Source organism: Pseudooceanicola sp. DL12 (genome assembly GCF_056270665.1).
The window spans coordinates 3,588,982-3,607,683 of record NZ_CM149884.1 but is presented as its reverse complement, the minus strand read 5'-3'; the positions used below and the strand labels follow the sequence as shown (position 1 = coordinate 3,607,683).

Genomic DNA, 18,702 nt, shown 5'->3' with positions numbered 1-18,702 from the left:
CGCGCATCATTGTCCGATGCGGAGGCCATGCATGCCCCTTTCCTCTCTCGCGCCCGCGGGCGCGCCCTTTTCCGATGCCGAAACCGAAGGCCGCGATCCCGCTCGGCAAGGGCCGACACCGGCGCGGCAGTTCTCCGATCCCGAGCGGCAGGCGCTCTACGACATCATCGGCGCGCGCCGCGACGTGCGCAACGAGTTCACCGATGATCCCATCGACCCGGCCGTGCTGCGCCGGGTGCTGCAGGCCGCCCATGCAGCGCCCTCGGTGGGCTTCATGCAGCCCTGGAACTTCATCCTGATCCGCGATGCCGCCCGGCGGCGCGCCGTGCAGGCGGCCTTTGCCGCCGCCAACGAGGAGGCCGCGGCGATGTTCGAGGGCGAGCGCGCCGCGACCTACCGCGCGCTCAAGCTCGAGGGGATCACCCGCGCGCCGCTCAACATCGCCGTCACCTGCGACCGCACCCGTGGCGGCCGGGTCGTGCTGGGTCGCACCCACAACCGCGACATGGATCTCTATTCCACCGTCTGCGCGGTGCAGAACCTCTGGCTTGCCGCCCGGGCCGAGGGGATCGGCGTCGGCTGGGTCTCGATCTTCCGTCCGGAGGACCTGCGCGGCCTGCTGGGGGTGCCGGAACACGTGGAAATCGTGGCCTATCTCTGCCTCGGCCATGTCTCCGAGCTCTGGTCCGAGCCCGAGCTGGCCGCGAAAGGCTGGCGCCAGCGGCTCGACCTCGACAGCCTGATCATGGAGGAGGGCTGGGCCGGCTGAGGGCCCCTCTCGCGAAAAAAAGAAGGCCCCGCCGGTTGGGCGGGGCCGTGGTCTCTTGCGGTGTCACCCGGCGTTCTGCATGTCCGGCGGGCGACGCACGAAGAAGGAGGCCGCGATCATGAAGAGCGCGATGGCCCCCCCGGTCATGAAGCCCGCCTGCACGCCGGCGGCGGTGGCATTCACCAGGTCTGCGCCTGTAGCCATCTCGGTGCCGATGCGGATCGACATGATCGAGACGAAGAGCGCGATGCCCGCCGCGCCTGCCACCTGCTGCACCGTGCCGATCACGGCGGAGCCGTAGGAATAGAGCTCCTTGGGCAGCGAGCCGAGCGAGGAGGTGAAGAGCGGCGTGAACAGCAGCGCCAGGCCGATGCTCAGGATCACGTGACAGCCCAGCACCTGCCACATGCCCGAGCTGACGCCCAGCATCGACATCAGCCACAGCCCCGCACAGACGAAGATCGAACCCGGGATCACCAGCTTGCGCGCGCCCACCTTGTCGAACCAGCGGCCCACGAAGGGCGCCATCAGCCCCATCAGCAGCCCGCCCGGCAGCAGAACGAGGCCCGCGGTCAGCGGCTCCATGCCGAGGACGTTCTGCATGTAGATCGGCAGCAGGATGATCATCCCGAAGAGCGACATCATGCAGAAGCCCATCATGATGACGGAGACGCTGAACACCTTTACCCGGAAGGTACGCAGGTCGAGCAGCGCCCGCCCCTGCGGCGCAAGCCGGATCTGCCGCAGCACGAAGATCACCAGCACAACGGCGCCCACCAGCAGCGGCACCCAGACCGGCATCGCGCCGCCCTCGCCATGGCCCTCGCCGATGGTCGACAGCCCATAGACCAGCCCGCCGAAACCCACCGCCGACAGCGGCACCGACAGCACGTCGAGCGGCACCTTGCGCGGGGTGGTGACGTTCTGCAGCTTGGCATAGCCCAGCGCCATTGCGCCGAGGCCGATGGGCAGCACCAGCCAGAACATCCAGCGCCAGTCGAGCAGGTTCAGGATGATGCCCGAGATCGTCGGCCCGATGGCCGGCGCCACCGAGATCACGATCGAGATGTTGCCCATGGTCTTGCCGCGGCTTGCCGGCGGCACCAGGTTCATCGTCGTGGTCATCAGCAGCGGCATCATGATTGCCGTGCCGCAGGCCTGCACCACCCGCCCCGCGATCAGCGGGCCCAGGCTCGGCGACAGCGCACAGATCAGCGTGCCGGTGCTGAACAGCCCCATCGCCATCAGGAAGACGGTCCGGGTCGTCAGCACCTGAAGCAGGAACCCGGTGATCGGGATCACCACCGCCATGGTCAGCAGGAAGGCCGTGGTCAGCCATTGCGCCGCGTTGGCGGTCACGCCCAGGTCGTGCATCAGCCGGGGCAGGGCCACCGACATGATCGTCTCGTTCAGGATCACCGTGAAGGCCGAGACCAGCAGCAGCGCGATCACGAGGCGGTTGCGGGCCGCCGTTTCCGGGTCGATGGGGGGCTCCGCGCCACCGGCGGACAAGGGCTCACTATGCATGTTCGTATCTCGTCAGTCGTATGAAGGGCGCCCCTCGGACCGGCAGACCGGTGCGGCACGAACGCGGGTATGAAAGGGGCTGCGCGCCCGCAACGGGGGCGCCAGCCGGCGGTGCCTCGCCCATCACTGCGGCCAAGTCAAGCCGGGCGGCGGCGCGATGGGCGCAAGGGCGCGGTCCACATGACATCGAACTATGCCGTTTTCATGTCAGGTTTCCAGCCCGCGTTCACTTTTTTCCCTTCTCTGCTGACTCAGGCTGCCGTTCCCCGGCGCCAGGGGGCCGCCAAGGCCCTGTGCGGCAACGAAAAAGGGGCCCCAAGGGGCCCCTTCCGAAACATGCCTGTCAGGCGCTCAGCCGCGCACGCGCGACCAGATCCGGTCATAGGCGCGGGTGGCCTCTTCGGAGCAGAGCTTGCCGAAGTGGATCACCGTGCCCTCCGGCGGGGTGAACTCGGGTGCCGTGGCAATCGCCTGATCGAGATGGTCGAGGCTGCCGGGCATGCCGTTCGGGCTGCCGGTATAGGCCGAGAGGATCGCCGCGTTCTCGGGATCCATCAGGAAGTTGATGAAGGCCTTGGCATTCTCGGGGTGCGCCGCGGTGGCGGGGATCACCACGTTGTCGGCCCAGCCATAGACGCCTTCTTTCGGATAGACGTATTCCAGCGAGGGGCGTTCCTGACGCGCCTGATAGGCCGCGCCGCTCCAGGCCTGCGAGGCCGCCAGCTCGCCCGCGCCCAGCCGCTCGGCCACGCCCGAGGCGTCATAGACCTTCACGGAGGGCTTCTGCGCCATCAGCAGGTCCGACAGTTCCTTAAGGCTCTCCGGATCGTCGCTGCACTGATCCTTGCCGAGGTAGACCCAGGCCAGGTTCACCACTTCGCTGGTCGAGCCGGACATGCCGATCTCGCCCTGCAGCTCCGCCGGCGGGTTGAAGATCACCGAGAGGCTGTCGAGCGGGCCATCGTATTTCGCGGTATCGACCATGGCGCTGGTGGTGCCCCAGTTCCAGACCACGGAATACTTGTTGCCCGGGTCCCAGTCGGTGTTCTTCCAGTCATCGCCCAGGTTGGCATAGTTCGGCATCTCGGTGGCGCCGATGGGCTGGATCAGCTTTTCCTCGATCATGATCGGCAGGAAGTCGGCCGAGGCCACGGCGATGTCATAGCCTTCGCTGCCGGCGGTCAGCTTGGCCAGCAGCGTTTCGTTGCTGTCATAGGTGTCCAGCGTCACGTCGATGCCGGTCTCGGCCTCGAACTTGTCGACCAGCTCGGGCGCGATATAGCCGGCCCAGTTGTAGATCGTCAGTTCCTTGTCCTCGTCGGCCTGCGCGGCACTGCCCAGCGCCAGGGCCGAGGTCATAAGGGTCGCGGCAAGCGCGAGTTGGGTAAGCGGGCGTTTCATCTTGGGGAGGATCTCCTGTTGAAATTGGGTCTTGGCCTTGTTCATTCGTCCGCGCCTTCTTTGCGGGGGCGGTTCAGCCACTGGCCCAGCCCTGCAAGCAGCAGCGACAGGACCAGCAGAATGGTAGAGACGGCATTGACCTCGGGCGTGATGCCCCGGCGGATCATGCCGTAGACATAGACGGGCAGGGTGGTGGTGCCGGCATCGCCGATCATCTGCGACAGCACGAAGTCATCCAGCGAGACGACGAAAGACAGGATCGCGCCGCTGATCACCGCCGGGGCCAGCATCGGAAGGGTGACGCGGGCAAATATCTTTAGCGGCGGGGCATAGAGGTCGCGCGCCGCGTTCTCCCAGGTGTCGCCCAGGCCGCGCAGCCGCGCCCGGATCGGCATCATCGCGAAGGGAATGCAGAAGACCGTGTGCGCGATTACCAGGTTCATCAGCCCCAGCCGCAGGTTCACGCTGGAAAAGAAGGCCAGCGTCGTGACCGCGGTGACGATTTCGGGCACCAGCAGCGGCAGCGAGATCAGGCCACCGGCCGCGGTGCCGCCGCGGCGCCCCATCCGTTCAAGGCCGAGCGCCGCCAGCACGGCCACCGTGGTGGCGATCACCGTGGCAATGCTGGCCACGAACAGGCTGTTCTCGGCGGCGGCGCGGATGTCGTCGTTCTGCGCCACGGTGACGAACCACTTCACGCTGAAGCCGTCCCAGACGGTCACCAGGTTGCCGCCGTTGAAACTGTAGACCACCAGCACCAGCAGCGGCGCATAGAGGAAGAGGATCATCAGCCCGGCATAGGCGCTCAGGGTGGGATCGCGGCGGGCGCTCATGCCTTTGCTCCCTTCTTCTTCGGGCGGATCACGCCGGCCAGCATCACCGCCAGCACGCCTGCGGTGATCAGCGTCGAGAGTGCGGCGCCCATGGGCCAGTTGCGAGCCGAGGTGAACTGCTGCTGGATCAGGTTGCCCACCATCAGGTGCTGCCCGCCGCCGAGCAGGTCTGGGACCAGGTAGAAGCCGATCGCGGGCGCCAGGACCATCAGCGTGCCGCCCCGGATTCCCGGCATGGCCAGCGGCAGGATGATCCGGCGATAGATCTGCGGGCGATAGGCATAGAGATCCTCGCTCGCCTCGATCACCCGGGGGTCCACCCGCTCCAGCGCGGCATAGATCGGCAGCACCATGAAAGGCAGGAAGTTATAGACGAGGCCGGTCAGGATGGCGCCGTTGTTGTACATCAGGCCCAGCGGATGATCGGTGATCCCCATGCCCATCAGGGCCTGGTTGATCAGCCCCTGGTCACGCAGGAGCAGCACCCAGCAATAGGTGCGGATCAGGCTGTTGACCCAGAAGGGCAGGGTGATCAGGAACAGCAGCCGCGTGCGCCATTCCCGCGGCCGCGTGGCGATGAACCAGGCCAGCGGCACGCCCAGCACCGCGCAGATCGCGGATGTGGCGATGGCCAGGCCCAGCGAGCGCGCGATGATGATCAGGTAGGTGGGCGAGAAATACAGGCTGTCGTCCCAGTCGCGCTGGAAGATCACGCCGATATAGGCATCCAGCGTCGCGGGCGGTTTCACGCCCCCGTAGGTGCCCGCCGTCATGAAGGAATAGACCAGGCCATAGCCCAGCGGCACCAGCATGAAGATCGCAAGGATCACCACCGCCGGCAGGATCATCAGTGTGCCACCGCGTCGCATCTCAGCGCTCCAGCAGGCGCTGGGCACTTTCGTCCCAGTCCACCCATGTGCTCTCGCCGGGCGCGGGCATCGGCCCGTCCGGCAGCGTCAGGCGCAGGTCCGGCCCCGCCTCGCAGGCCACCGTCAGCTCCACCGCCCGGCCCAGGAAACGGCGCTCTGTCACGGTGCCCTGCAGCCGCCCGGTGGCGCCGATCCGCAGGCTCTCGGGGCGCACCATCACGATGCCCTGCTGGCCCAGCAGCGCGCCGGGGATCAGGTTGGCCTCGCCGATGAAATCGGCCACGAAACTGTCGGCGGGCTGCTTGTACAATTCTTCCGGGCTGGCGATCTGGCGCACCCGGCCGCCCTGCATCACCGCGATCCGGTCCGAGAGCGACAGCGCCTCCTCCTGGTCGTGGGTCACCATCACAAAGGTGATCCCCGCCTCGCGGTGCAGCCGTTTCAGCTCGCCCTGCATCTCCTTGCGCAGCTTCAGGTCCAGCGCCGACATCGGCTCGTCCAGCAGCAGCACCCGTGGTTCCGGCGCCAGCCCGCGCGCCAGCGCCACCCGCTGCTGCTGCCCGCCCGAGAGCGCCTCGGGCCGCCGGTCGGCGAAATCGCTCAGGCCCACCAGCTTCAGCACCTCGGCCACCCGGGCGCTGCGCTTCGCCTTGCTCCAGCGCAGCATCTCGAGGCCGAAGCCCACGTTCTCGGCCACGGACATATGCGGAAACAGCGCGAAATTCTGGAAGACGGTGTTGATCGGCCGCTTTTGCGGCGGCACCCGCGTCACGTCGCGGCCGTCCACGTGCACATAGCCCTGCGTCGGGTCCTGAAAGCCGCCGATCAGCCGCAGCAGGCTGGTCTTGCCGCATCCGGAGGGGCCCAGCAGGGTAAAGAACTCCCCGGCGCGGATCGCGAAATGCACGTCGTCCAACGCCGTTACGTCCCCGTATCTCAGGGTGATCCGGCTCAGGCTGACGATGTGATCGGAGGAGGTATCGGTCATGGTCTCTCGGGGGAACGCGAAGGAAATTCGGCTGAAGCGGGGCGGCCGCAGGCAAAACGGCCGCCCCGTCACGGGTTATACGGCTCTCATTCGGCGCTCATTCGGCGCTCGAACGGGCCCAGAGGTTGATCCCCCGGTCCTCGGCATGGGTGTCGATCTTGGCAAGTTCCTCTTCGGAAAACTCAAGGTTTTCCAGTGCCTTGAGGTTCTCTTCCAGCTGCGCGACACTCGATGCGCCGATCAGGGCAGAGGTCACCACCGGGTTGCGCAGCACCCAGGCCAGCGCCATCTGCGCCAGCGTCTGGCCGCGCGTCTCGGCAATGGCCGTCAGCGCGCGGATGCGCTCGAAGGTGCCCTCGTTCAGGTGCTCGGGGCGCAGCGATCCGTCCTTGGCGCCGCGGCTGCCCTCGGGAATGCCGTTCAGGTAGCGCGTCGTCAGCAGCCCCTGCGCCAGCGGCGAGAAGGCGATGATGCCAAGGCCCAGCTCTTCGCAGGCCTCGGTCAGCCCGCCCTCGATCCAGCGGTTGAACATCGAGTAGCTCGGCTGATGGATCAGCATCGGCGTGCCCATCTCCTTCAGGATCGCCACCGCCTCGCGGGTCTTCTCCGGCGAATAGCTCGAGATCCCGGCATAGAGCGCCTTGCCCGATTTCACCGCCGTGTCCAGCGCGCCCATGGTCTCTTCCAGCGGCGTCTCGGGATCGAAGCGGTGGGAATAGAAGATGTCGACGTAATCGACGCCCATCCGTTTCAGCGACTGGTCGAGGCTCGCCAGCACGTACTTGCGCGAACCCCATTCGCCGTAGGGGCCGGGCCACATGTCATAGCCCGCCTTGGTCGAGATCACCATTTCGTCGCGGTAGGCGGCGAAATCCTCGTTCAGGATCCGGCCGAAATTCACCTCGGCACTGCCGTAGGGCGGGCCATAGTTGTTGGCCAGGTCGAAATGGGTGATGCCGGCGTCGAAGGCGCGGCGCAGGATGGCGCGCTGCACCTCCACCGGCTTGTCGTCGCCAAAGTTCTGCCACAGGCCCAGCGAGATCAGCGGCAGCTTCAGCCCGCTGCGCCCGGTGCGGCGATAGATGTCCTTGTCGTACCGGCCGGCGGCCGCAAGATACTCGGATGTCATGGGAAATTTCCGTTCAGTTCTGTTGCGTACGGCCCCCGCGCGGGGGGCGATGTGTCGGTCGGGTGGTCCGGACGCCCCTCAGGGCACGTGCAGCTTTCGTGCCGCCGAACCGTAGAAGATCAGCGGATGCACATCGTCCTCGGCCCCGGCCGCCTCGACCTTCAGCAGGGCGATGTCATGATCGCCCGCGGCGACTTCGTCAAACAGGGTGCATTCGAACCAGATCGGCGATCCGGCCAGGAACCGCGCGCTGCTGCGGATATGGCGCAGCTCCAGCCCCTCGAAGCGCTCTTCGGCGGGCCGGCTGGCCAGCTGACGCATCTCCGCCTCCTGGTCCTCGGCAAGGACCGTCACGCCGATGCGCTCGGCCGTGCGCAGCTTGACCCAGGTGCGCGATTCGCGCCGGATCGCACAGCTGACCAGCGGCGGCTCGAGCGAGACGCCGACGGTAAAGCTGCTGGCCACCATGCCCAGCGGTCCCTCGCCCGCGTCGGCCATCAGCGCCACCACCCCGGTGGGGTAGCGGCCCATGATGCGGCGCAGGGCGGCGGTGTCATTTTCATAGACCGGCAGGCTGGATTCGCTCAGGCGCATTCCTCGGTCTTCCTTTCATGCTCTGCCAGCGCGCGGATACGGCCCGCGGGATGGCTCTCGGGCAGCCGTGCGCCCGCACCGAACAGCCGCTCGCGGAAGGTATTGCCGCTGCGGTCGCCCATCAGCCCCATGCGGCGCAGCTCGGGCAGGACATTGTCGATCAGGTCCTCGTAGCTGCCGGGGCTGACAAAGGGAGTATAGTTGAAACCATCGAGGTCCGTCTCCTGCACGATTGCGGCGATCTGCTCGGCCACCTCCGCGCCGGTGCCCGTCAGGATCAGCTCGCGCATGCCGCGGCGCAGGAAATCCTTTACCGCATCGGCCACCGCCACGCCCTTGTAGCGCTCCACCTGGGTCTGGCTGCCGTCCGTCTTGACGTCCGAGAAGCTGCCCTCGGGGTCCAGCTTCGACAGGTCGATGCCCGTCATCATCGAGTAATAGGCCACCGCCGCCTCGGGGTTCACCCAGCTCAGGTATTCCTCCAGCTTCTCCTCGGCGGCCGCACGGCTCGGGCCGGTGATCACCGACAGCCCGCTGATCGCCTTGATGGCATCGCGGCCGCGCCCGTTGGCCTCGGCCTGGGCGCGCAGGTCGGCCACCTGCTCGGCCAGCATCTCGGTGTTGCGGCCCTGGACAAAGATCACCTCGGCATTGCCCGAGCTGAACATGCGGCCCCGTTTGGAGGCGCCGGCCTGCACGATCACCGGGGTGCGCTGGGGCGAGGGCTCGCAGTTGAAATAGCCGTGGCTGCGGAAATGCGTGCCCTCGTGGGCGACCGGGTGCACCCGGTCGGCATGGGCATAAAGGCGCGCGGCCTTGTCCACCACGACGGCGCCGTCTTCCCAGGAGGTCTCGAACAGCTTGTAGCTCAGCTCCATGAATTCCTGCGCCATGTCATAGCGCGCGTCATGGGGCACCTGGGTGGTGCCGAACAGCTTGGAGACCACCGCGCTCGAGGTCGTCACCACGTTCCAGGCGATGCGCCCCCTGGTCAGGTGGTCGAGCGTCGCGAAACGCCGTGCGTTGGCGTATGGATGCTCGCAGCTGGTCGAGGAGGTCACGACGAAGTTCAGCCGCTCGGTGGCCGCGGCCAGCGCCGGGATCAGCAGCATCGGGTCGTTCTTGGGGACCTCGACGGCCTGTTCAAAGACCACGTCGGGCGCGTCGCCCTCAAGCTCGGGGTATCCGTAACTGTCTGCCAGGAAGAGGAAATCGAACCCGCCGCTTTCCAGCAGTCGCGCCAGCTCGGTCCAGTAGGACAGCTCCTTGTAGCGCCAGGTGTTCTGCTCGGGATGGGCCCAGAGCCCCTGCGAGGTCAGGTTGACCTGGTTGATTTCGAAAGCGCCGAAGATGATCTGTTTCACGGGTCGTCGTCCTTATTCCAGCCACGCGGCGATGTCGCGCAGCAGTCGTTCTCTCGTGGCAATGCTCATGCCGGTGGCCAGCGCGCCGGATCGGGCAAAGCCCGCGATCTCGGCGTCACCCATGCCCCAGATGTGGCGGGCCACCTCGAATTGATCGGTCACCGTCTTGCCGAACCACAGGCTGTCGTCGGCGTTCAGCGTGACGGGTACGCCCGCGGCCAGCAGCTTCGGGGCCGGGTGCAGGCGGATGTCGGGCGCCACGCCCAGCCGCAGGTTCGAGATCGGGCAGACGTCGCAGCAGATCTGGTCATCGGCCAGCCGCTTGACCATGTCCTCGCTCTCGATGGCGCGGAACCCGTGCGAGATCCGCGTCGCGCCCAGGTCGTCCAGCGCCTCGGCCACGCAATCCGGTCCGCCGGTCTGGCCGGCGTGGCTCACCACCGGCAGACCCGCGGCGCGCGCCGCCTCGGCGGCGGGGCGATAGCGGATCAGCCCGCCCGGCTCGTTGAAGCCTGCGGTGCCCAGGCCGTTGATGCCGCGCCCGGCGTATGTCGCCGCGATCCGCGCCAGCTCGCCGGCAATCTCGAAATTCTCGTCGGTATTGATGGTCAGCAGCGCGCCGACCTCCACGCCCGTGTCCCGCGCCGCCTCGTCGAAGGCCGCGATCATCGTGCGCGTCACCTGCTCCAGGCTGCCCAGGCGCGGCGCATAGAGCTGCGGCTCGATCGCGGGCTCGAGGTACAGAACCCCTTCGCCCGCCTCCTGGTGCACCAGCGCGCGGCACAATCCGGCCAGCTCCTCGCGGCTCTCCACCATCTTCGGCACCTCGCCGTAGGCGTCGAAAAACGTCCAGACGTCCGGAAAGGCCTCCGGCACGTGGAACACCCGGCCGCGCCGTGCCGCCAGCTCCCGCACCGCGGCCAGCGGATAGGACCCGTCGAGATGGCAATGCAGGTGAGTCTTCGGCAGCGCCTTCAGCGCCCGGCCATGCCCAGCCTTGTCCTGCTCACACATCCGAATTCCTGCTTCACTGCCCGGGAAACAGGCCAAACCGGCATTTCCCGTATTGATTTATCGCCGATACTAGATTGCCGCATGGCCTCGCGTAAGCACTCTCTGCTAAACAGCTCATAAGCAACCCTTATGAGCTCGCCGTCCCGCCATGCCCATGCCCGACCTGGATCTGCGCCTGCTGCGCTATTTCGTGACCCTCGCCGAACACGGCTCCTTCACCGGGGCCGCCGCGGCGCAGGGCCTGTCGCAACCCGCGCTCTCGCAGGGCATCCGCCGCCTCGAGGATCTGGTGGGCACCCCGCTGCTCACCCGCGCGCCGCAGGGCTCGTCGCGGCCGTCACAGCTCACCCCGGCGGGGCAGGCCCTCCTGCCCGAGGCCCGCGACCTGCTTGCCCATGCCTCCCGGGTGATGAAACGCGCCCGTGACGATGCCGCCCGCCTGACGCTCCGGGTGGGCTTCGGCACCTCGACGCCCAATGACCTCGTACGCGCCCTGCTCGAGGTCGCCGGCACCGAACAGGGCGCGCGGCTGGAAATCCGCATGGTCTTTCTCGCCTGGGGAGAGGAATTCGATGCGCTGCGCCGGGGCGATGTCGACGTGGCCTTTGCCCACCTGCAGCAATCGGGGGCCGATGACACCCTCCTGACCACGCCGCTCTGCACCACCGAGCGCATCGCGATTTTTGCCGCCGATCACCCGCTGGCGGGGGCCGGGGCGGTGCGGATCGCCGATCTCTCCGAGGAACCCATCGTCGACGCGGAATCCGACCGCGACTACTGGATCGTCAATCCCCGCCCCGATGGCAGCAGCCCGCGCACCGTCGGCCCGCGCGCCCGCACCGTCGACGAGATGCTCACCCTGGTCTCCACCGGCATCGGCATGGGCATCACCTGTTCCAGCGTCGCGGAAAAGCACCGCTGGCCCAACCTCGCCTTCGTGCCCATCGCCGACCTGGCGCCGGCGCGCATCAGCCTGGCGCGGCTCAGCGCGGAAAACCGGCCGCCGGTGCTGCGTCTGCTCGACAGCTTCATCGCCGCCGAGGCCGCCCGGGGCCGGCGCTATCCGGCCCCTTCGCCCGCCTCTTCGACGAGCTAGGCCGCATCGGCCTTCAGCTCGCTCACCAGCGGCACGCCGCTGGCCTCCGACATCCGCGCCACGTAGTCCGCCACCGGCGCCGGCATCTCGAGGCCCGGCACGATGGTCAGGCTGCGCAGCTGCGGGAACAGCAGGATATCGTTGATCGAGGGCGCCACGCCCGGCAGCGCCGGCACCAGCTCGGCCAGCCCGGTGTGCATCTGCGCCAGCGCCTCGTCGGTGCGTGCGATCAGCCCCGGGAAATCGCCGAATGTCGCTTCCTTCTTGGCGGTGAAATAGGCCCGCGCGCTCTCGGTGCGAAACTCCGGGAACACCGGGTCGGGCGTGCGCGGGATCACCAGCGTGTTCACCACGCCGCCCCATTGGCCAAGCCAGTTGGCCAGCACCGGATCGGCCTCGCCGTCAAAGATCTTCTCGCCCTTCAGCGCGTCCAGCTTGGCCACGATGTCCAGGCTCTCGCCCATGTGGCCGTCGCCGTCCTCCAGGATCGGCAGCATCTTCTGGCCGATCATCCGGATCGGCGTTTCCTCGTCGTCGTTGTCGACAAAGGCCAGCTCGAAGGGAATGTCCTTCAGGCCAAAGGGCATGCGGGCCCGCACGCAATAGGGGCAATGGTCATAGACGTAGAGTTTCATTGGCTTTCCGTATTCTGTCCTGTGGCCGTCGGGCGCTGACGCCGGCGCGAGAGGTGCGCGCACCCCCTGTGGGGCGCGCCGGCCCTCCGCTCGGGCCCTGCCTCGCCCATCGGCGCGCGCGGGGCCAGCCGGCAGGGCGCCGTCGGGCCTGAATTTTCTGGCGATGCGCCGGGTCTGCCCGTTTCGGGGCATCTGGCGCCTTCCCGGTCACACCGGTATCCCCCTAGAGATGGGGCAGGGGGGGCGAACGTCCAGTCGCGGCCTCAGGGCCCCGGCTCCTGCTCGGGGTGAAACCCGCTCTCGCCGTCCGGCGCATCAACCGGGTTGCGGTCCGGCCCGTCCATCAGCAGGTCGATGATCTGCCGCACCATCATCATGTCCTCCAGCGCGCCGCGACAGGCCACGGCGAATCCGGCCTCGTCCACCTTGTAGGCATCCAGCTCCAGGAAGGGGCGGTTGAACCGCATCAGCAGGGTAAACCGGTCGCCGTGGAAAAATCCGCTCACCGGCCGGTTGGCGCGGCCGTGGCGCTTGGCGATCGAGGACAGCGTGCTGGCAAAGGCCGGGCCGATCTCGGCCTCCGCCGCTGCCGGGTCGGCGGCATAGACGGCATAGCCCCCCGGCAGGTCATAGCCGCCGAACCGCATCCGTTGCAGCACCGTGCCGCCGCTGTGAGAGGTCGCATGGCTGTCCGCGGGGGCCTCCTGCGTCTGCGGCTGGAAGAGGATCCAGGGCATCGGGTGCGGCGTCTCCACCTCCATCACGATGCCCTCGAAACTCACCCGGCGCCGGTCGCCCGGCCCGTCGTCGCTGCCGCCCCCGGGCGAGGTCAGCTTTGCCTCGACCCAGCGAAATCCCATGCCACGCCAGCTACCGGTCAGCCCGTCCTCGAGGTCGACACGGGTGAAATGGGCCAGCATCCTCTGCCCGGCCACCGCTCTCAGGTCCAGGAAATCGGCCGCGGGTCTGTGGTCGTGGCGCATGCCCATGCATTCCGCCAGCAGGGGCAGGATCCTGCCTTTCAGCCGGCTGTTGAAACCGCGCCGGTTTTCCTGTGCCACCAACGCCGCGAAAAAGGCGCAGAGGCCGAAGCCGACGAGCGGCGGGATCCACAGGCTCGTGTCGGGAAAGGGCGGCCAGATCCGCAGGGCTGCGGCCCCGATCAGGCCCAGGGCAAACAGGCCGATGCCGCTGATCCTGCTCATCCGCTGGCGGCGTCGCGCCTCGGACCGGCCGGCCCGGAACAGTGGCAGCAGGTCGGCCTCCCAGATCTCGGCAAGGGCCGCATCTGGGCGCGGGTCGCCCGGCAGGCTCAGCCCGGCCTCCGCCGTCTCCGCGAGCGGTCCCGTCGCCATGCGCAATCCTCCAATGGTGGTCTCCAATGGTGGCACCGGTTCCCGACCCGCGCCGCCACTGGTGCCAATGATCCGCTGCCAGTGGTTTGCGCCCGTCAGATGCCGGCGCGATGTTGCCACAGCTTCTGCAAGATTACCCGTCAGACAGTATCGCTGCAATGCAGGGTTGCGGAGTTCCGCTTGCGGCTCTTCCATTCCCTGTCCGCACCCCCGATTCCAGTCCCGAGTCCAGTCCCTGTATCGGCCCCTCCCCGCGCGATTTCGCACCGACGCGATACCGACGCGATACCGACGTAATACCGACGTTGGAATCCGGCCTTTTCAGCACCTTAAAAACATTCATTTTCTTGAATACCGACGTCCCCGAGAGGCCCTTTCGGCGGGCCTTTTCGGCGGCATTTCAGCCCCCTCCGGGAACCGGCAAGGGCGGACCTCCGCACCATGGATCGGTCCCGGCGCCCGGCGGAAATCGTGCCGGTGGTTGCCTTTCCGCTCCCGGAGGGGTCTGTCTGGCTGCGAGGCGTGAACAACGCCTGCGACGGAGGAATGCGGCCCGTATCAATGCCATGGGCAATGGGCTGAACTGAGGAGTATTCGCATGACTTTGGATCTTTTGATCGGCGGCACGGACGTGGCTGCCGAAAAGGCGCGCAGCTACGACCGCACTGATCCCGTAACCGGCGAGGTGGCCACCCGCGCCGCCGCCGCCAGCACCGGCGACGCCCTGAAGGCCGTGGCCGCGGCCCAGGCGGCCTTTGCCGAATGGGCCGCGACGGGCCCCGAGGCGCGCCGCGCCGTGCTGGTCAGGGCCGGCGACATCATGGAGGAACGCACCGCCGATTTCGTCAACGCCATGGTCGAGGAGACCGGCGCGACCGAGGTCTGGGCGGGGTTCAACGTGCATCTCGCGGCCGGCATGCTGCGTGAGGCCGGCGCCATGACCAGCCAGATCGGCGGCGAGGTGATCCCCTCGAACAAGCCCGGCACCCTGGCCATGGCCGTGGCCAAGCCGCGCGGGGTCTGCCTCGGTATCGCGCCCTGGAACGCGCCGGTGATTCTCGGCACCCGGGCCGTCGCCATGGCGCTTGCCTGCGGCAATACCGTGGTTCTGAAGTCCTCCGAGCTCTGCCCGCGGACCCATCGCCTGATCGGCGAATGCCTGACCGCCGCCGGCCTGCCGGCCGGTGCGATCAACGTCATCTCCAATGCGCCCGAGGATGCCGCCGAGGTGGTGAAGGCCCTGATCGAGGCGCCCGAAGTGCGGCATGTGAACTTCACCGGGGCGACGGGTGTCGGGCGCATCATCGGCCGCCTGGCCGGTGAAAACCTCAAGCCGGCCCTGCTGGAACTCGGTGGCAAGGCGCCCTTCGTGGTGCTCGAGGACGCCGACCTCGACGGCGCTGTGAACGCGGCGATCTTCGGCTCGTTCATGAACCAGGGACAGATCTGCATGTCGACCGAGCGCATCATCGTGGTGGACGCGGTGGCAGATGCCTTCGTCGCCAAGCTGGCCGAACGCGCGGCCGGACTGCCCTACGGCAATCCCCGCGACAAGGTCGTGCTGGGCGCGCTGGTGACCGAGGCCGCGGCCGAGAAGATGGATGCGCTGATCGCCGATGCCACCGCCAAGGGCGCAAGGATGGTGGCGGGGGGCACCCGAGACGGGGCGATGCACGCCGCGACCCTGCTCGACGGCGTGACCCCGGAGATGCGGATCTATGCCGAGGAGAGCTTTGGACCGGTCAAGTCGATCATACGCGTGGCCGATACCCAAGAGGCCATCCGCGTCGCGAACGACACCGAGTACGGGCTTTCCTCCGCGGTCTTCTGTCAGGACATCACCCGCGCGCTGGAGGTGGCCAACCGGATCCAGACCGGGATCTGCCACATCAACGGTCCGACCGTCTCGGACGAACCTCAGATGCCTTTCGGTGGGGTCAAGGCTTCGGGCTACGGTCGTTTCGGCGGCAAGGCCGGCATCGCCGAGTTCACCGATCTGCGCTGGATCACCATCGAGAACCCGGGTCAGGCCTATCCCTTCTGACCGGTGGCTGTCTTCCGGCCCGGGCCCGATGGCCCGGGTCATCCCGGCGCAGCCATGCCTGTCCGGTGCCGTCACGGGCGCAAGGAGCGCGTGATGCCCCGTTGTCGGGGAGCCGAAACCGACCTCCCGCTCGCGCAGCGAAACGGGGCGCCACGGGCGCAATCCCGGACGCTCGGCACGACCCCGCAGGGCTGATTGTTCCCGCGCGTCGTAAGGTATCTTTTCAGAGAGAAGTGGCTGGGGTGGTAGGATTCGAACCTACGGTACACGGTACCAAAAACCGCTGCCTTACCGCTTGGCTACACCCCAACGTGGGGCGCTGATTACTCTGGACCTTGGCGGGGTTCAACCCCTTTTTGACGGAAATGTTGCGGTAATTTTCCGGGCATCGAAAAAGGCCCTTGCGGCATTGGGATGCGCCAGGAAATCCCCGTGCGCCAAACGGCGCGTAACGGCGGGCTGCCGCCACGTGGCAGGGCGTGGTGGGTCAGGGGCCGCGGGCGGCCTGGCTTCAGCAGGGGGTGTTTCGGCTCAGTTCCGAATCTCGTCGGGGTCCACGCCCCAGACCGCGGTCTTGGGGGCCCAGCCCTTGTAGCCGGAGACCGAGAGCTCGCACCAGTCATGGTTGCAGTCGCCCAGGTCGGCGATGACCCCGGCTTCCAGCTTGGCCGTGACGCGGGCATCGGGATCGGGACGATAGCGCAGTTGCAGCATGTCCTGTTCGACCAGCACCGTGCGGTTGCCTGAGATCAGCGCATAATGCACCCAGCCGCCCATGCCATCGTGGTCGCGGATGCGGCGCCAGTGGCCATATTCCGCCAATACTTCCACCGGCATGCCCCGGCGCAGGAACTCCCAGTCGATCCGGTGGGTCTTCGAGGGGCCGCGGCGCACGTTGGCGCGGTCCGATTTCATCGAGACGAATCGCGGAATCGGCAGGCCGGATTCGGGGCCGATGGACGCTTCGGCCGGGATGGGCAGCGGTTCGGCGGGCACCGCCGCGGGCGCCGAAGGCACCTGCTGGACCGAGGCCAGCACCGGGGGATCGCTCGGAATATCGCTGCTTTCCTTGCCCGGCATCTCTTCCGCGACAAGGACACCTGCTGTCGAGAATAGGGAAATCACCAGCGCGAGCGCGCCTGTTCGCCTGTGGCTCATGGTCTCAGCCTGTTTCTGCCTCAATCCGGGGTCGGGGTTCTTGTGCCCCGTACCTCTTTCGGCCACTTTGCCTTCGAAGCGCCCGTTTGGGAAGCCGAAGGAGGATCGGAATGCCAATGCGACGTCTGAGTGTTGTCGTTACGCGACGTTTGCCCGCGCCCGTCGAGGCCCGGATGGCCGAGTTGTTCGATGTCACCACCGGCCCCGAGGAGCGCCCGATGAGCCGCGAGGAACTCGTCGAGGCGGTGCGCACCGCCGATGTCCTGGTGCCCAACCTGCGCGATACCATCGACCAGTCGCTGCTCAGCCAGGCAGGCGAGCAGCTGAAGCTGATCGCGAACTTCGGGGCGGGCTTCGACCATATCGATGTCGAGACCGCGCGACGCCGCGGGATCCTGGTGTCGAACACCCCCGACGTGGTCACCGAGGACACCGCCGACATGACCATTGCCCTGATCCTGGCGCTCTTGCGGCGGATTCCCGAAGGGCTTGCCCTCATGCGCTCTCAGGAGCGCTGGGAGGGATGGAGCCCCAATGCCCTGCTGGGCGCACGGGTGGCGGGCAAGCGCATCGGCATCCTCGGCATGGGCCGCATCGGTCAGGCCCTGGCCCGTCGCGCAAATGCCTTCGGGATGCAGGTGCATTATCACAACCGCCGCCGCCTGAGAGAGGAGATCGAGACCGACCTCGGTGCCCGCTACTGGGAGAGCCTCGACCAGATGGTCGCGCGGATGGACGTGCTCTCGATCAACTGCCCGCATACCCCCTCCACCTTTCACCTGATGAACGCCCGGCGGCTGAAGCTGATGAAGCCCGAAGCGGTGATCGTGAACACCTCGCGCGGCGAGGTCATCGACGAAAACGCCCTGACACGGATGTTGCGCGCGGGCGAGATCGCCGGCGCCGGCCTGGATGTCTTCGGCTATGGCCGCGACGGCAATCCCCGCCTGCGCCAGCTCGAGAATGTCGTGCTTCTGCCGCACATGGCCTCGGCCACCCGCGAGGGGCGCATCGAGATGGGCGAAAAAGTCATCATCAACATCAAGACCTTCGCCGATGGTCACCGCCCGCCGGATCTCGTCCTGCCGGCGATGACCTGAGCCGCCAGACCGGACCAAAGCCAAATGAACAGATCTGCGCGCACGCCCTTGCTGGCCATCGTCCTTGCGGTGGCCTGCCTCTTCCTCGCGGCCTTCCCGAGGCAGAACCCGGTGGTGACGGCCGCCCGCGCCTATCAGGGCGACATCGCCGTCGCCTCCGGTGCAACCTACATCTCGCTGCGTTCGATCAACGCCGCGCTCTCCTTTGCGCAGGAGGTGCAGGTGGGCGGCTCCTTCTTCGTCGAGGGCAACATCCAGCCGCTGAAATGGCTCGAACCGGTCGACGACACCGTCGAACGTGTCTCGGGGGTGATCTTCGCGCTGGCCCTGCTGGCGGGGCTCTTGTCGATGTCGCTGGCGCCCGTGGCATCCGTCGGCTTCGTCCTGCTGGCGGTGGCACTCCTGACCCGCGGCGGCTGCGAGATGTCGACCGGCTGGCACGGCGCCCCGCCGGTGCTGCAACGGCTGGGCGGGGTCTGTGGCGGCCTCGGCTTTGCCCTGGCAATCGGTCTGCCGCTGGCCTTCGTCATCGGCGTCTGGGGCGGTGATCTGCTCACCGCGACGGCGGCCGAACAGGCCAACGCCACGCTCGACGGCATCGCCGGTCAGGCGCGCCGGCTGGTCGACGTCAACGACCAGTCCTGGCGCGAGAGCTGGGAGGCCTACCGCGGTGCGGCGGCCTTCTTCTGGCAGCAGGCGGACGACCTGTTGCAGAGCACCCTGACGCTCGTCGGGATCTTCCTGCTGCGGATGGTCGTCCTGCCCATGGTGCTGCTGCTGGCGATCTGGGCCATTGCCCGTCGCGTGGTGCTTGCCTGAACGCGGG

Annotated in this window: 17 protein-coding genes and 1 tRNA gene; 5 read left to right on the top strand and 13 right to left on the bottom strand. The window is 67.5% G+C overall.

Annotated elements, in window-relative coordinates; genetic code table 11:
• Positions 1-31: 31 nt before the first annotated feature.
• The gene (bluB, locus tag AC0WR5_RS16805) at positions 32-769 is read left to right on the top strand and encodes a 5,6-dimethylbenzimidazole synthase (protein ID WP_475864852.1); all 738 of its coding nucleotides are present in this window, start codon (positions 32-34) and stop codon (positions 767-769) included.
• Between the two features lie 63 nt (positions 770-832).
• Here the strand turns inward: bluB and AC0WR5_RS16800 are convergent, their stop codons facing one another.
• The 9 genes from AC0WR5_RS16800 to add form a co-directional block, all read right to left on the bottom strand.
• A complete protein-coding gene (locus tag AC0WR5_RS16800) occupies positions 833-2,296 on the bottom strand; it encodes an MDR family MFS transporter (RefSeq protein ID WP_475864851.1) in 1,464 nt (487 codons plus the stop codon).
• A gap of 351 nt (positions 2,297-2,647) precedes the next feature.
• Entirely contained in the window at positions 2,648-3,697 is a 1,050-nt protein-coding gene (locus AC0WR5_RS16795) for an extracellular solute-binding protein (protein WP_475864849.1), read from the bottom strand.
• 41 nt (positions 3,698-3,738) lie between these two features.
• Positions 3,739-4,530, bottom strand: coding sequence for an ABC transporter permease (locus AC0WR5_RS16790; protein ID WP_475864847.1), 792 nt, complete (start codon positions 4,528-4,530; stop codon positions 3,739-3,741).
• The gene (locus tag AC0WR5_RS16785) at positions 4,527-5,399 is read right to left on the bottom strand and encodes an ABC transporter permease (RefSeq protein WP_475864845.1); all 873 of its coding nucleotides are present in this window, start codon (positions 5,397-5,399) and stop codon (positions 4,527-4,529) included. Before AC0WR5_RS16785 ends, AC0WR5_RS16790 begins: the two co-directional genes overlap by 4 nt.
• 1 nt (position 5,400) lies before the next feature.
• Positions 5,401-6,387, bottom strand: a complete 987-nt coding sequence (locus AC0WR5_RS16780) for an ABC transporter ATP-binding protein (RefSeq protein WP_475864844.1) — start codon at positions 6,385-6,387, stop codon at positions 5,401-5,403.
• Between the two features lie 97 nt (positions 6,388-6,484).
• On the bottom strand, positions 6,485-7,516 hold the full coding sequence (gene mgrA, locus AC0WR5_RS16775) for an L-glyceraldehyde 3-phosphate reductase (RefSeq protein ID WP_475864841.1): 1,032 nt from the start codon (positions 7,514-7,516) through the stop codon (positions 6,485-6,487).
• Positions 7,517-7,594: 78 nt separating this feature from the next.
• On the bottom strand, positions 7,595-8,110 hold the full coding sequence (locus tag AC0WR5_RS16770) for a flavin reductase family protein (protein WP_475864839.1): 516 nt from the start codon (positions 8,108-8,110) through the stop codon (positions 7,595-7,597).
• Positions 8,101-9,474: an NtaA/DmoA family FMN-dependent monooxygenase gene (locus AC0WR5_RS16765; RefSeq protein WP_475864837.1), complete on the bottom strand. Its 1,374-nt coding sequence runs from the start codon at positions 9,472-9,474 to the stop codon at positions 8,101-8,103. Before AC0WR5_RS16765 ends, AC0WR5_RS16770 begins: the two co-directional genes overlap by 10 nt.
• Positions 9,475-9,486: 12 nt before the next feature.
• A complete protein-coding gene (add, locus tag AC0WR5_RS16760) occupies positions 9,487-10,488 on the bottom strand; it encodes an adenosine deaminase (protein ID WP_475864834.1) in 1,002 nt (333 codons plus the stop codon).
• Between the two features lie 148 nt (positions 10,489-10,636).
• Between add and AC0WR5_RS16755 the strand changes: the two genes are divergently transcribed.
• Entirely contained in the window at positions 10,637-11,584 is a 948-nt protein-coding gene (locus tag AC0WR5_RS16755; RefSeq protein WP_475864832.1) for a LysR family transcriptional regulator, read from the top strand.
• Here the strand turns inward: AC0WR5_RS16755 and grxB are convergent.
• Both grxB and AC0WR5_RS16745 read right to left on the bottom strand, forming a co-directional pair.
• Positions 11,581-12,219 (bottom strand): glutaredoxin 2, encoded by a 639-nt coding sequence (grxB, locus tag AC0WR5_RS16750; protein ID WP_475864830.1) that lies wholly within the window; start codon positions 12,217-12,219, stop codon positions 11,581-11,583. The genes AC0WR5_RS16755 and grxB overlap by 4 nt on opposite strands.
• Positions 12,220-12,482: 263 nt before the next feature.
• A complete protein-coding gene (locus tag AC0WR5_RS16745) occupies positions 12,483-13,574 on the bottom strand; it encodes a hypothetical protein (RefSeq protein ID WP_475864828.1) in 1,092 nt (363 codons plus the stop codon).
• A gap of 598 nt (positions 13,575-14,172) precedes the next feature.
• Here AC0WR5_RS16745 and AC0WR5_RS16740 point away from each other — a divergent pair.
• Positions 14,173-15,618: an aldehyde dehydrogenase gene (locus tag AC0WR5_RS16740; protein WP_475864826.1), complete on the top strand. Its 1,446-nt coding sequence runs from the start codon at positions 14,173-14,175 to the stop codon at positions 15,616-15,618.
• A gap of 234 nt (positions 15,619-15,852) precedes the next feature.
• Here AC0WR5_RS16740 and AC0WR5_RS16735 read toward each other — a convergent pair.
• Together AC0WR5_RS16735 and AC0WR5_RS16730 are read right to left on the bottom strand one after the other, a co-directional pair.
• Positions 15,853-15,927: transfer RNA gene (locus tag AC0WR5_RS16735), tRNA-Gln, on the bottom strand.
• Between the two features lie 222 nt (positions 15,928-16,149).
• The gene (locus AC0WR5_RS16730) at positions 16,150-16,698 is read right to left on the bottom strand and encodes an SH3 domain-containing protein (protein ID WP_475869047.1); all 549 of its coding nucleotides are present in this window, start codon (positions 16,696-16,698) and stop codon (positions 16,150-16,152) included.
• Positions 16,699-16,886: 188 nt separating this feature from the next.
• Here AC0WR5_RS16730 and AC0WR5_RS16725 point away from each other — a divergent pair, with 188 nt between their 5' ends.
• Both AC0WR5_RS16725 and AC0WR5_RS16720 read left to right on the top strand, forming a co-directional pair.
• Positions 16,887-17,876, top strand: a complete 990-nt coding sequence (locus AC0WR5_RS16725; RefSeq protein WP_475864824.1) for a 2-hydroxyacid dehydrogenase — start codon at positions 16,887-16,889, stop codon at positions 17,874-17,876.
• 24 nt (positions 17,877-17,900) lie between these two features.
• The gene (locus AC0WR5_RS16720) at positions 17,901-18,695 is read left to right on the top strand and encodes a hypothetical protein (protein WP_475864822.1); all 795 of its coding nucleotides are present in this window, start codon (positions 17,901-17,903) and stop codon (positions 18,693-18,695) included.
• Positions 18,696-18,702 lie beyond the last annotated feature (7 nt).